Source organism: Candidatus Poriferisodalis sp. (assembly GCF_965215815.1).
In the GTDB taxonomy this organism is placed as follows: domain Bacteria; phylum Actinomycetota; class Acidimicrobiia; order Acidimicrobiales; family Poriferisodalaceae; genus Poriferisodalis.
Window position 1 is genome coordinate 24,930 of record NZ_CBDCEO010000004.1, and the last position, 13,104, is coordinate 38,033.

Annotated in this window: 15 protein-coding genes; 10 read left to right on the forward strand and 5 right to left on the reverse strand. The window is 66.3% G+C overall.

The genetic code is table 11. The features are described 5' to 3' along the window. Positions 1–12: 12 nt before the first annotated feature. From ACOOHB_RS00620 to ACOOHB_RS00645, 6 genes are all read left to right on the forward strand, one after another. Entirely contained in the window at positions 13–1,308 is a 1,296-nt protein-coding gene (locus ACOOHB_RS00620) for an O-acetylhomoserine aminocarboxypropyltransferase (RefSeq protein WP_420442897.1), read from the forward strand. 4 nt (positions 1,309–1,312) lie between these two features. Further along, complete coding sequence (locus tag ACOOHB_RS00625; protein ID WP_420442898.1) at positions 1,313–2,143, forward strand: alpha/beta fold hydrolase; 831 nt, start codon at positions 1,313–1,315, stop codon at positions 2,141–2,143. Positions 2,144–2,303: 160 nt separating this feature from the next. Next, positions 2,304–2,843 carry an FAS1-like dehydratase domain-containing protein gene (locus ACOOHB_RS00630; protein ID WP_420442899.1) on the forward strand — a complete coding sequence of 180 codons (540 nt, stop codon included), beginning with the start codon at positions 2,304–2,306 and terminating at the stop codon, positions 2,841–2,843. Positions 2,844–2,925: 82 nt separating this feature from the next. Then, positions 2,926–3,348, forward strand: a complete 423-nt coding sequence (locus ACOOHB_RS00635) for a MaoC/PaaZ C-terminal domain-containing protein (RefSeq protein WP_419920356.1) — start codon at positions 2,926–2,928, stop codon at positions 3,346–3,348. 80 nt (positions 3,349–3,428) lie between these two features. After that, positions 3,429–3,713: a type II toxin-antitoxin system Phd/YefM family antitoxin gene (locus tag ACOOHB_RS00640; RefSeq protein WP_420442900.1), complete on the forward strand. Its 285-nt coding sequence runs from the start codon at positions 3,429–3,431 to the stop codon at positions 3,711–3,713. 18 nt (positions 3,714–3,731) lie between these two features. Further along, the gene (locus tag ACOOHB_RS00645) at positions 3,732–4,121 is read left to right on the forward strand and encodes a type II toxin-antitoxin system VapC family toxin (protein WP_420442901.1); all 390 of its coding nucleotides are present in this window, start codon (positions 3,732–3,734) and stop codon (positions 4,119–4,121) included. Positions 4,122–4,144: 23 nt separating this feature from the next. Here ACOOHB_RS00645 and ACOOHB_RS00650 read toward each other — a convergent pair whose 3' ends face one another. Further along, positions 4,145–5,401: an acyl-CoA dehydrogenase family protein gene (locus ACOOHB_RS00650; RefSeq protein WP_420442902.1), complete on the reverse strand. Its 1,257-nt coding sequence runs from the start codon at positions 5,399–5,401 to the stop codon at positions 4,145–4,147. 135 nt (positions 5,402–5,536) lie between these two features. Here ACOOHB_RS00650 and ACOOHB_RS00655 point away from each other — a divergent pair, with 135 nt between their 5' ends. Then, the gene (locus ACOOHB_RS00655) at positions 5,537–6,085 is read left to right on the forward strand and encodes a DsbA family oxidoreductase (RefSeq protein ID WP_420442910.1); all 549 of its coding nucleotides are present in this window, start codon (positions 5,537–5,539) and stop codon (positions 6,083–6,085) included. A gap of 42 nt (positions 6,086–6,127) precedes the next feature. On the opposite strand, the gene ACOOHB_RS00660 is transcribed toward ACOOHB_RS00655, so the two are convergent. From ACOOHB_RS00660 to ACOOHB_RS00670, 3 genes are read right to left on the reverse strand one after another with little or no spacing between them, the layout of a single operon-like run. Beyond that, positions 6,128–6,571, reverse strand: coding sequence for a rhodanese-like domain-containing protein (locus ACOOHB_RS00660; RefSeq protein WP_420442903.1), 444 nt, complete (start codon positions 6,569–6,571; stop codon positions 6,128–6,130). A gap of 42 nt (positions 6,572–6,613) precedes the next feature. Further along, positions 6,614–7,021: a VOC family protein gene (locus tag ACOOHB_RS00665; RefSeq protein WP_420442904.1), complete on the reverse strand. Its 408-nt coding sequence runs from the start codon at positions 7,019–7,021 to the stop codon at positions 6,614–6,616. 44 nt (positions 7,022–7,065) lie between these two features. After that, positions 7,066–7,818: a DUF169 domain-containing protein gene (locus tag ACOOHB_RS00670; protein ID WP_420442911.1), complete on the reverse strand. Its 753-nt coding sequence runs from the start codon at positions 7,816–7,818 to the stop codon at positions 7,066–7,068. A gap of 197 nt (positions 7,819–8,015) precedes the next feature. On the opposite strand from ACOOHB_RS00670, the gene ACOOHB_RS00675 reads away from it, so the two are divergent. From ACOOHB_RS00675 to ACOOHB_RS00685, 3 genes are all read left to right on the forward strand, one after another. After that, positions 8,016–8,798 carry an enoyl-CoA hydratase/isomerase family protein gene (locus ACOOHB_RS00675; protein WP_420442905.1) on the forward strand — a complete coding sequence of 261 codons (783 nt, stop codon included), beginning with the start codon at positions 8,016–8,018 and terminating at the stop codon, positions 8,796–8,798. Between the two features lie 87 nt (positions 8,799–8,885). After that, a complete protein-coding gene (locus ACOOHB_RS00680) occupies positions 8,886–9,800 on the forward strand; it encodes a TIGR01777 family oxidoreductase (RefSeq protein WP_420442906.1) in 915 nt (304 codons plus the stop codon). 76 nt (positions 9,801–9,876) lie between these two features. After that, positions 9,877–12,162 (forward strand): penicillin acylase family protein, encoded by a 2,286-nt coding sequence (locus ACOOHB_RS00685; protein ID WP_420442907.1) that lies wholly within the window; start codon positions 9,877–9,879, stop codon positions 12,160–12,162. 43 nt (positions 12,163–12,205) lie between these two features. On the opposite strand, the gene proX is transcribed toward ACOOHB_RS00685, so the two are convergent. Continuing rightward, positions 12,206–13,104: glycine betaine/L-proline ABC transporter substrate-binding protein ProX (gene proX, locus ACOOHB_RS00690; protein WP_420442908.1), on the reverse strand; the 899-nt coding region annotated here is incomplete at its 5' end.

The following is a 13,104-nucleotide window of genomic DNA, read 5'->3' on the forward strand; positions in this document are numbered from 1 at the left end:
CCGGAGGCACCCATGGTCGAGCCGGACTTCCTGCACTTTGACACGTTGGCGCTGCACGCCGGCCAGCGGCCTGACCCGACCACCGGTGCGCGAGCCGTGCCGATCTACCAGACGACCTCGTTCAGCTTCACTGACACCGAGCAGGCGGCCAGCCTGTTCAACCTCGAGATCCCCGGCCACATCTACAGCCGCATCTCCAACCCCACCGTGGCGGTACTTGAAGAGCGGATCGCAGCCCTCGAAGGGGGTGTCGGCGCTGTCTGCACGGCTAGCGGCATGGCGGCGTTCCACCTTGCGTGCGCCACCATCGCTTCCGCGGGTGATCACATCGTGGCGAGCCGAAACATTTATGGCGGCACTCACAACATCCTGAGCCTGACTCTGCCGCGCTTCGGCATTACGACGACGTTCGTGGATCCGCGCGACCTCGACGCGTGGCGTGCCGCCATTCAGCCCAACACCAAGGTGCTGTTCGCCGAGACGCTGGGCAATCCGAACATCGAGGTGCTTGACGTGTCGGCCGTGGCCGCAGTAGCCCATGAAGCAGATCTGCCGCTGATGCTTGACGCGACGTTCACCACGCCGCACCTGATGCGACCGATCGAGCTGGGCGCCGACGTCGTGATGCACAGCGCCACAAAGTTCCTCGGCGGGCACGGTGTTGCCATCGGCGGCGTCTTGGTCGACGGCGGGCGCTTCGACTGGGCTGCCTCGGGCAAGTTCCCGACCCTCAGCGAGCCCTATGCGGGCTACCACGGCATCGCGTTCACCGACGAGTACGGGCCTCAGGCGCTGTCGATGCGGGCCCGGGCCGAAGGCCTGCGCGATTTCGGCGCCGCCATGAGCCCTGCCACGGCGTTCTACCTCCTGCAGGGAGTCGAAACGCTGCCGATCCGGATGGACCGCCATGTTGCCAATACCGCAGCGGTGGTCGAATTCCTGGTCTCTCACGACGCGGTCAGCTGGGTGAGCCATCCGTCGGTGCCGACACATCCCGACCACGAGCTCGCGAAGCGCCTGTTGCCCAAGGGGGCAGGAGCGATCCTGAGCTTCGGCATCGAAGGCGGGCGCGAGGCCGGCCGACGCTTCATCGAAGGGGTGCGACTGGCGTCACATCTCGCCAACGTCGGCGATGCCAAGACGCTCGTGATCCATCCCGCGAGCACCACGCACCAGCAGATGAGCGCCGAAGATCTCGCCGCCGCCGGAGTCGGCGAGGACTTGGTGCGGTTGTCGGTCGGCCTTGAGCACCCCGGCGACATCATCTCGGACCTGTCCCGCGCCCTGCGGGCCTCGCAGAAGGGCTGAGCCGATGGCAGCTAACGAGGCATTCTCATTGGAAGTCGGTGGGCGGGCAGTCGGCGTTGCGACCGGGGGAGTTGTGCCCGACTCAGCGTCTGCGGCCGAGGCTCCGGTCGTGCTGCTCGTGCACGGCGCAGGCATGAATCGCACGGTGTGGCAGCTGCAGACTCGGTGGCTTGCACACCACGGGTACACGCCGCTGGCGATCGACCTGCCAGGCCACGGTCTCAGCGACGGCGAACCGCTGGGCTCCGTTGCTGACATGGCCGCCTGGCTCGGTGAGGCGATCACCGCCGTGTCGCAGCGACTCGATTGCACGCAAGTGCGGTTGGTCGGTCACTCGATGGGATCGCTGATCTGCACCGGTGCGGCGGCGGCCGACCATGAACGGATAGCTCGGCTGGTCCTGCTCGGAACGGCGGCTGCCATGCCGGTCCACCCGGCGCTGCTGGGTGCGGCCGAGCGGAACGAACTGTTGGCGCCCGAGTTGATGACGGCTTGGAGTCACGGCAACCGGGCACATGTCGCCACCAATCCCACGCCGGGATTGTGGATGCTGGGTGGCGGCTTAGCCCTGCTGGAACGAGCCGACAATGGCGTCATCCACGCCGACCTGTCGGCATGCGCTGTCTACGAGGCCGGCGACGTGGCGGCACGGGTGAAGTGCCCGGTCACGGTCATCGTCGGCAGCGAGGACAAGATGACGCCTCCCCGTGCCGCTGCGCCGCTCATCGCAGACTTCGGCAACGTCGACGTCGTCCACCTTGCTGGCGCCGGTCACATGATGATGAATGAGGACCCCGCCGCCGTCCGCACGGCCCTCGCCGCAGCACTCACCTAATCAGGTCGGTCGTGCGCGCTCTGGGCTGTGTAGGTGGTGCGCGCTCCGCGCTGTGTAGGTGGTGCGCGCTGCGCGCTGTGTAGGTGGTGCGCGCTGCGCGCGCGGCTGCCATCATGTTGCGGCGGCATCCTGAATCGAGCAGCCGCGAGAGGAGCCAGACATGGCAGTCGAGCGATTTCCCGTGGAGGCCTCGCACATCCTGATGTTTGCGCGGGCCATCGGCGACACGAACCCGATCTACAGCGACGCTGAGTACGCGGCCGGCGCCGAGGTCGGCTCGATCATCGCGCCGCCGACGTTCGCGCAGTCCAGCGCCCAATTCGACCCGAACTACTTCCTGCGTCCGAAGCCGGACAAGAAGTGGTTCGGCAGCGGACGCACGGCCTCGGGCACCCTGGTGCGAGACCTCGCTGAGTCAGATGGCACCGATGTCGCCGATGAGCGCGAGGACGACAAGCAATCTGGTGCCGCAGCGGGCGGCCTGCACGCCGAGCAGCACTTCACCTATCACCGGCACCTGAAGCCCGGCGACGTGCTCCACACGGTCACGTACGACGGCGAGAAGTGGGAGAAGCAGTCCCGGCGGGCAGGCATTCTCAAGTTCTCCGAGGCCGTGACCGAATACCGCGACGAGGACGACGAGTTGGTCATCACGGCCAAAGGCGTCGGCGTCGTGACCGAGAAGGTCATCGAAGACTAGTTCGGAGACAACCCGAAGAGCACAGATCGACGACTAGCGCATCGCCGCCAGTCACACACGAATCGCAGAAAGGCACACAGACATGGCACTCAGTGCATCACAGCTCAGCGTCGGAGACAGCTACTCCGAGGAGATCGTCGACGATCTCACCCGCACCCAGATCGTGCAGTACGCAGGGGCGTCGGGCGACTACAACCCCGTTCACACCGATGAGAAGTTCGTCACAGAGGTGGCGGGCTACCCGACGGTGTTCGCACACGGGATGCTCACCATGGGAATGACCGGCCGCATGGTCACGAACTTCGTGGGTGACGGCCGCCTCACCTACTACGGCGTTCGGTTCACCAACCAGGTGTGGCCCGGGGACACCCTCACCGCGACGGCCGAGGTCGCGGAAATCCGTGATGAGGACGGCCAGAAGCTGGCCGATCTCACCATCACGACCACCAATCAGGACGACCGAGCAGTCCTGACTGGTCAGGCCACCGCCCGCCTCGACGACTGATCGGCGGGCGGGGCCGAATCCTCCGCATATGGACCTTCGGGATTCCGCCGACAACTCACCGATGTAGTACAATGTAGAACATGGCCGAAGTCGGCATCCGGGCACTGAAGCAGAACGCGTCGGAGGTTGTTGCGCGGGCTGCGTCTGGCGAGGAGATCACGGTGACGAACCGGGGCCGGCCAGTGGCGAGGCTGGTGCCGCACGCTCGCAAACCGCATCAGTCACGTCTCGAGGAGTTGATCGCTCGTGGGGACGCCACTCCGGCACGCGGCAGCCTCGCTGACCTTCCGCCGCCGCGGCCGGCGCTGCCGGGGCGCAGCCTGTCCGCAGAGCTGATGGCGATGCGCGAAGACGAGCGATACTGAACGCTCGCTCTTGGGTGCATGCATTACTTCGACAGTTCCGCGCTCGTCAAGCTGATCGTGGAGGAACCGGAGTCCTCCACGCTCGACTCCTGGATCGAGGCGGAAGACGTGCGTGTCGTGTCATCGGATTTGGCGCGGGCAGAGACCATACGGGCCGTTCGACGCTATTTGCCTGAATTGACGGTCGAAGCTCGATCACTGTTCGACTCCGTGACATGTGTCCGCATGACGTTGGAGATCGTCGAGCGCGCAGCCCTGCTCGATCCTCCCGGACTCCGAAGCTTGGACGCGATCCATCTGGCTACTGCACTCGAGCTCCACAACGAAGTCGAAGGTCTTGTCACCTATGACGAGCGGCTGGCTCGCGCAGCGAGGGAAAGCGGCATCCCGACGCTCGCGCCTCGCTAGCCCTTGGCGCGTCCAGCGCTGTGTTAGCTCTTCGCCCTCTGGGCGAAGCCAAACAGCTTGCCGGCGACCTTGCGGATCTGGATTTCCTCTGAGCCTTCGGTGATCCGATAGCGACGGTGGTGCCGGTAGATGTGCTCGAAGGGCATGTGACGGCTGTAGCCGTTGCCGCCGCAGCTCTGCATGGCTCGGTCAGCGGCGTCGCAGCAGAACCGGTTGCCGCGGTAGTTGCACATGGCCACCTTGTCGGTGATCTCCATGTGGTCGACGCCCTCGTCCATCTCCCAGGCGGTCTTGTAGATGAGCGCCCGGATCATCTCCGCTTCGGTGTAGAGCTCGGCCAGTGGGAACTGGATGGCTTGGTTCTGCGCTAGCGGCTTGCCGAAGGTGGTCCGGTTCTTCACGTAGTTGACCGCCACGTCGATGCAGTGCAGACCCGCACCCACCGACGACGCCGCTTGCCGGATGCGGTTCTCGTGCACGAACAACTGCGCCGTCTGCAGGCCGCGGCCCTCGTCGCCCAGAATGTCGTCGTTGTGCACTCGCACGTCAGTGAGCCGGACGTGGGCGTGGTCGGTCGGCATGTTGAACGTCCACATGAACTCCTCCACCTTGAAACCGGGGGAGTCCGTGGGGACGATGAAGCAGGTGATGCCGTGGCCCTCGCCAGGGTTCCCTGAGGTGCGGGCGAAGATGTAGTCGTGGGTGGCATGGTGCAGCCCGGTGTTCCAGTACTTCTCGCCGTTGATGACCCACTCGTCGCCGTCGCGCACCGCAGTGGTCTCCATCCAGGTGGCATCCGAGCCGTGCAGCGGCTCGGTCAAACCGAAGCCGATACGGGCCTGGCCTTCGAGCATCTTGGGAATCCAGTAGTCCTGCTGGATGGGTGACCCATAGCGCTCCATCATCAGCACGGTCGGGAAATTGCCGATGATCGAGCTCTCGTTCTGCAGGTCGTTGTGCAGACCCAGACCGCGCCGCGCCAGGTGCTCCCGGATGATCGCCATGCCCAGGTTCGTCCCATCGCTGCCGCCGAAGCGCTCGGGCAAGTGCCAGCGCAAGAAGCCCGCCTTGTCGGCTTCGGAGCGCATCCGGACCAGCAGGGCCTCCCACTCCGCGTTGGGCAGTCCGTCGCGCTCCCAGTCGGTGCGTGAGTCCTCCCGGCGGTGGTCGAAGTACCGGATGTTGTCGTCTTCGTTCTCGATGGGCTTGATGACGTCGTCGATAAACGTGTCCAAGTCGTCGAGCAGCTGCGTGATGTCGGCGGGGATGGTGAATTCCATGCGCGGCAAACTACTGGCCACCTGCCGTCCCCGCCGGAGCGTGTGCGAGGATGAATAGAGGGGGTGAGGGCAATGTCAATGCCAACTTCGATGTCGGTGCTGGTGTGGTCGGACTATCTGTGACCGTGGTGCCATCTGGCACGGGCCCGGGCGGTCCAACTGGCTCAGCGTCACGACCTCGATATCACCTGGCTTGCCTACGAGATCCATCCCGAGGTGCCGACGGAGGGCATCGAGGTCCGTTCAGGATTCGATCGGGTGGCGGCACTCGCCGAAGCCGAGGGCATCCGCTTCGTGTCTCCCAAGCGCCTGCGAAACAGCGCCAATGCGCACCAGGCAGCGCTGGCAGTCGAGCATGCAGACCCCGCCGCCGCCGAGCGCTACCACGATCGGCTCTATGCCGCTTACTGGGAAGACGAGCTCGACGTCTCTGATCCTGAGGTGCTGGTCGAATTGGCGGCCGATGTGGCCATTGACCCTGACGTGCTGCTGCGCGTTGTCACCAACGACGAGCTGCTGCCTGCTCTGCGAGCGTCGATGGCTCGGGCACATGAGTGGGGCATCAGCGCCACTCCCAGCTGGCTGCTGGACGGGCGCCTCGTCATTCCGGGGGCGCAGGACGACGAATTCATGGCCGACGTCATAAGGCGCCTGCGCGAGCGGCCCGTCCCTGGCACGAGCTGAATTCGCCTCGCAGGTCTGCGCGGCGATCGAGACCCGGATCAGCTAGCCGGCGGTTTCCGCGCCGGCCACGGGCGGCGGGATTACCGGCAAACCGTGGGATTTCCAGCCGGCCATGCCCCCGTCGAGGTCCGTGGCGTTGCCGAACCCCAGGTCCTGCAGGCGAGCGGCGGCGAGGCTGGAGCTGTAACCCTCATTGCACACGATGACCAAGCGGTCGTCGAAGTCGGCTGCTGTGCCCTCGGCGAAACCTGATGCGCCGTCGATGCGCCACTCGAGCACCAAGGGGTCGATGGGCTCGGAGCCCTCGATGATGCCGTTGGCCTCGCGCTGGTCCCGCGATCGGATGTCAATGACGCGCAGCCGTCCGGTGCCGGCCGAGGCCACAGCCCCCAGCAGCACGGAAAGCTCAGCGGGCGAGATCCGGTCCAGCCCGGCGCGCGCCTCCGCCAGCAGGTCGTGGACTGTCTTGCGCTGTGGTTCAGGCACAGTTCAACGCTCCCAACGTCGCCGTGCCCCGCAAGCCTAGATTCAGGGGTTGTCGATGAACTCCACCCAGTTTCCGTCGGGATCTTCAACCATCCCGACCACCACGCCGGGCCGCGCTTCGAGCCGGCGCCAGATGATGTTGGCTCCAGCGTCCTCGCAGGCGGTCATCACCTCTTCGAAGTTGCCGACGTTGAAGGTGAAGTAGCGCAGCCCGGTGGCACCGGTGATGCCGCCCGTGGCCCCCGCGGGCACGTCAGCGACGGGCACCACAAGTTTCAGCAGGCTCTTGTTCGCCCACAGTCGGTGCATCTGGGCGATGCCCACCTTCTCCATGTTGAGCGTCGCTTCGAATTCGAGCCCGAGCACATCGCGATAGAAAGCGAGCATCTCGTCGCCGTTGCTGGTGACGATGCCGAGGTCGAAGCCTTCTTTGGTCGGTTGCAGTGCCACGTTGTTCCCTGTCGGTGTTTGGCCGGTGCGGTTGAACGGTGTGCTCAGTCGTAGCTGACGCCCAGGCCCGCCCGGGCGTCGGTCTGAATGCCGTATGTCGGGATGGGGTAGCGCAAGCCGTTGCGTGCCAGCGCCTCCATGCCCTCGACAGCGACAACGAGATCTTCCGGTGTGAGCGCAACCAGCATCTCGTCTTCCATCACGCCGCCGTAGCGCCGTTCGGCGAAGCACGGAATCGACACACTGGGCTCGCCGGTGCGCAGCGCCCGGCCCCACGAGTCAGCGCAGGCCGACTCGCCGACGCAGCCCCATTCCAGCTTCTTGTACTCCCGCCACTGCAGGCCGTTGATGAAGATGATCATCTGGGCCGGTGTGGCATAGATCATGCAGACATCGGGCGGATCGAGCCGCTTCGACGACAGCGGCGAGACGACCATCGCCTCATAAGTGCCGTAGGGCACGAAGTCCATGGCGTGCTGGTGGGCTGAGGCATCTTCCAGCGTCTCATACCACACCCCAGCCATGCGGTCGCCCGACAACCACTTGTCGTCCTGGGGATGCAGCCCGATGACCGCGCCGCACTGGGCGCCGACGAGGTCATCCATCGTGAAGCCAACCGTCCAGTTGAGCCGGCAGGCCATGCCCACGATCTGGTCGGTGGTGTGGATGGCGTTCGGGCGGCGCACCCGTGGCACTGCTTCCATGTCGGCGACAGTCTCGAACAGCTTCATGCCAATAGGTGTGGTGCGCAGCCGTAGGACAGCCTGCAGGCGAGCCAGCAACTCGTCCCAGTCGATTGCGGTGGTGCGCACATGCGCAGTGGTCTCGGTGGTCTCTGTCACGTCGGTTTGGGTCACGGCTCCCCCTCGGCGCACACTCAGCCCGAACATGGCGGTGTTGCCAGAACGGTGCTGCGGTCACGCTAGTTCGGCCAGCGCTAGCGTGAGCCGCCGACCGGAGGCACAGCAGCCGCCGCGACGACGGAGGAACACCGATGGCAGACGGACTGAGGGTCGAGCGCGATGGGCGCGTCGGTGTGGTGGTCATGGACCGTCCGCCGCACAACTTTCTGAGCTACCGCCAGGTGCATGACATTGCTGACGCGCTGGTCGAGCTGGAGCGCGACACCAGCATCGGATGTGCCGTCCTCGCCGCAGCCGGGCGATCGTTCTGCGCCGGAGCCGATCTCGGCGGCGATGGCGTCGGCGGCGGTGCGGAAGAGAAGGTGGGCGGCGAGGCCACCTTGATGCTGTACCAGGGTTCGGGCCGGCTGTTCGACGTCACCTTGCCGATCGTGGGTGCCATCCATGGTCCGGCCATCGGCGGCGGTCTGGGTCTGGCGATGGTGCCGGACATCCGCATCACCTGTCCCGAAGCTCGCTTCTGTGCCAACTTCGCTTCGCTCGGCATTCATCAGGGCTTCGGCATGAGCGTGACACTGCCGGCACTGCTCGGTCCCGAACGCGCCGCGAAGGTGCTGCTGGGGGCCAAGCGCTACAAGGGCGACGAGGCCGTCGAGCTGGGTCTCGCCGACGAGTGCGTCCCGGCCGATCAAGTACGCGATCGGGCAATCGAGGTCGCTCGCGAGATCGCCGCGAACGCCCCGCTGGCGGTGCGCTCCATCAAGGCCACGCTGCGTCTGGGCCTCGGTGACCGCGTCCGAGAGATCACCCGGCACGAGGCCGCCGAGCAGCTCCGCCTGGGGGGTACCGAGGACGCCAAAGAAGGCATGGCCTCCGTCTCAGAACGCCGTCCCGGCAGATTCCAAGGTCGCTAGTCAAGGTCGCTAGTCAAGACCGCTCGACCGCCCAGATCTGCTGCCGTCCGCCGCCGCGACATTGCGGGGGTGCGGACCTGCGACATGATGAGTGACATGCGAGTGGCGATCACCGGCGTGCGAGGGCTCATCGGAGGCGCGCTCGCGGCCAGCTTGCGGGCGGACGGCCACGAGGTCGTGGGGGTGTCGCGCCGCGCCGATCTCGCCGAACCGACAGTGGAGTGGGACGTCGAGTCCGGAACGATCGAGGTCGAGGCGCTCGAAGGGCTCGATGCGATTGTGCACCTGGCCGGGGAGAGCATCGCAGGGCGGTGGACCTCTGCTCGCAAGTCGGCGATCATGTCGAGCCGTGTCGAGTCGACAAAGTTGCTGGCGGGTGCGGTGTCACAACTTGATGCCAAGCCGTCGGTGTTCGTGAGCGGTTCTGCGATTGGCTTCTACGGCAGCCGGGGCGATGACGAGCTCACTGAGCGGTCATTGCCGGGCGACGGCTTCCTGGCTGACGTGTGCAAACGCTGGGAACGCGCTGCGGCACCCGTCACGGACGCCGGCGTGCGACTGGTGCGCATCCGAACTGGTCTGGTCGTGGGCCCCGGGGCCGAGGCGCTGCGACGGATGGTCCGCATCACCAAGCTCGGCGCCGGCGGTCCGCTCGGGCGAGGCCAGCAGTGGTGGAGCTGGATCAGCCTCGACGATGAGGTGAGGGCTATCCGGCACCTGATCGATGCCGACAGCGTCGCTGGGCCGGTCAACCTGACTGCGCCGAACCCGCTCCGCCAGCGTGACTTTCAGAGCGCATTGAGCAAGGCGCTCAAGCGACCGTCGTTCATGCCCGCACCCGGCTTCGCGATACGTGCCGCGCTCGCCGAGATGGGCCAAGCACTGCTGCTCGACTCGACGCGAGTCGTTCCGGACGCACTCGTCGACAGCGGATTCGGGTTCGCGTACCCGGCGCTGGCAGACGCGCTCGACGCGGTGCTGCGAAGCCCGACTGCTCGCTGAGGGGACACAGCGCGGGTCGACAATTGTGGCCAGAACCAACTCGCAGCGACCGGACCGCCGCCGTAGCTTGGCGTCCATGGCTGAGCCCATCACATCGGACAGCGAGACACCGGCAGGGGCGCTCGGCGCGACGATTCGGCGAGACACCTGGGGCATCGCCCACGTCGACGCGCCCTCGCCAGGGGCTGCTTTCGCAGCGCAGGGCTGGGTGGCCGCCGACGATCGCATTTGGCAGATGGAATGGGACCGGCGTCGCGCACTGGGCCGGTGGGCTGAAGTTGTCGGCATGGCCGGAGCCCGCGAGGACGCCTTCTTCCGACGGCTCGGACTCGCCGACATCGCCCGGGCTGACTGGGATGCCCTCGCGCCGCGTACACGTGCGATGACCGAAGCGTACGCAGACGGTGTGAACCGGTGGTTGGCGGATCACGATGAGGCGCTGCCGCCCGAATTCGATCACCACCCGGCACCACCCGAACGGTGGGAGCCGTGGCACTGCGTGGCCGTCTACAAGCTCCGCCACATCTTCATGGGAACGCTCACCCGCAAGTTGTGGCGCGGGCGGATCATGGCCCAAGCCGGACCCGAGGCGGTCATGGCGATCGTCGGGGATGTCGAGGCCGATACAGCCATGGTCCCCGGCGACGGGCCGCCTCCCGACCTGCTCGCCGACGCGGCCACGCTGCTCGATGCGAGCGCAGCCGATATGGCGGCACTAGCGGCGGCAATGGATTCCGACGGGGCGTCCAACTCGTGGGCGTTGAGCGGCGAGCGCACCGCCAGCGGCAAGCCGTTGCTGGCAGGCGATCCGCACCGGGGAATCGAATTCCCGAACGTGTACCACCAGTGCCACATCACCTGCGACGACTTCGACGCCATCGGGATGGGCTTTCCGGGCGTGCCCGGCTATCCGCACTTCGGCCACAACGCCGAGGTGGCGTGGTGCATCACGCACGGCATGTGCGACGACACCGACGTCTTCGTCGAGCGATTCGGGCCCACTGAACCCGACGGCGAGTCGCCGGAGATCCAGTGGCGAACCGAGACGCTGCACATACGGGGCGAGGACGATGTCGAGGTGCTGTGCGGAAGGTCGCCTCGTGGTCCCGTCGTGCTCGGCGACCCTGCCGATGGCGTTGCGCTGTCGATGATGTGGACCGGCATGCACGGCGCCGACACCACGCTCGACGCGCTGTGGCCCATGCTCGAAGCTGGCTCGGCAGACGAGTCGATCGAAGCAGCTCGCCCTTGGGTGCTGCCGGTCAACAACCTGCTCGTGGCCGACCGCGCCGGCAAGATTGCGTTCAAGATCCGGGGCCGGGTCATCGAGCGTTCGCCGGCAAGCAGATGGACCCCGGTTCCGGCGACGGACGAGTTCGCATGGGACGGCCTCGAAGCCGTGCCGTTCGAGCAATTGCCCGAGTATTCCGATCCGCAGCGAGGCTTTCTCGTCACTGCCAACAACCGGACTGCTGACGCAGGGCCGTACATCTCGCTGGACTACGCCGGCCCGGCCCGGCACGACCGCGTCTGCGAGCTGATCGCGCCGATGTCAGACGCAACCGTGGCGGACATGGCCAGCGTTCACGCGGACGTGACGTCGTTGGTAGCGCCCAAGGTGCTCGATCTTGTGTTCGAGTACGGCGTGGAGTGTGGCCACGCGCTGGCAAATGGGCTGCTCGACATGCTCGCCGCCTGGGACCACCGCATGAACCCCGAATCTGCGGCAGCGACCGTCTATGCAGTGATCAAACGGCGTCTCATCGAGGCGATCACCGAGCGGCTCGGCGTTGCCGGCGCTGAACTCGGCGCCTCCGGTTGGCCGCCCGCTGCCGAAGCCAGCCGCATGGCCGCTGCTGCTGCTGTTCGCATGATGTGCGAGCGGAGGTTCGACGTTGTGCCCGGTCTTGACAATCCGATCGGGCTGCGCATGGCGGTCAGTGCGTGCGTCGATGAGACGGCGGCCGAGCTGAGCCAGCGGCTCGGCGGTGATCCCCAGACGTGGGCGTGGGAGCGGCTGCACCGTATGGCCTCGCCGCACCCACTCGCCTCGGCCCTCCCGTCGGCCCGCGAGCTGCACCCGCCCGTCGACGGCTGCGGGGGCGACGCGGACACGGTTCGCCAGGGCGGGACAGCTCCTGAGACCGGTGAGCGAGCCATTCACGGTTCGTGCGCCCGTTATGCGTTCGATCTCGGCGATTGGGACAACTCGGGCTGGGTGGTGCCGCACGGTGTGTCCGGTGTCCGCGGCGGCGGCCACGACCTCGATCAGCGCAGCGCCTGGCTCGCCTGCGACCTCATCCCTATGGCCTTCAGCGCTGAGGCGGTGGCAGCAGTGACCGCCGATGTGCGAGACATCTAGGGACTCGCCGAAGCTGCTGACTTTCTGGCCGGGTGCAGCCCACTCAGCCCCTAGCGGTCTCCAACCAGCCGTCCACTGTCGCCCGGTTGTCGGCGATCCACTTGGCGGCGTCGGCGACGATCTGCTCTTCGGAGTAGTCCCGCTCGGCGCCAGCCATCAGGGCATTTTGGGCGGCGATGTCGGCCAGCGGGATGGTCACGACCTCGAGCAGGCGCCGTATGTCGGGATGGTCGGCAAGGAAGTCCTCGTGCGCGACTGCGCGGATGCTGCTGACCGCCCAGCCAAGATTGCACGGATCAGCCGCGCAGCCGTCGAGGCCCTCCACCAGAGTCAGGCCCTCATCGTCCTCGATGGCTGATGACTCGAGCCAGACGGCATCGACGCCGGGCCGAAGGGCCTCATAGGTCCAGTTCGGCGTCCAGGCGTAGAACAGCGCTGGCTCGCCCGCTGCTATCGACGCTTGGACACCGGCCACGAGATCGCCGTAGTCACCGACGACCTGCTCAACGTTGCCGCCCCAGTCCAAATCCGCGATGTGCGATTCGATGACGGAGTTGCAGCCCCAGCCTTCATTGCATCCGATCAGGTCCGCGAGGCCGTCGCCGTCATGGTCGAATACTTCGGCGACTGAGGGATCGGCCAGCTGGTGCATCGACGTGATTCCCATGCTGTCCGCCGTGGCCTTGTCGATCATGTATCCCTGCAAGGCCCCTGAACGCACCTGGTATCCCACAGGCTCGATCGGCAGCTCGACCGACTGCCCGGTGACGCGCTCGGCTTCCAGGTAGATGTCGTGAATCGGGAACCAGCCGTTTGCCCAGAGGTCGTATTGGCCGTTGCCGAGCGCCGGGTAGAAACCGTTGGGGTCCAGCGTGTGCTCGGCGGGATCGGTCACCGAATAGCCGAGCTCGGTAAGCAGCTGCGCGTAGATCGCGGCCTGCA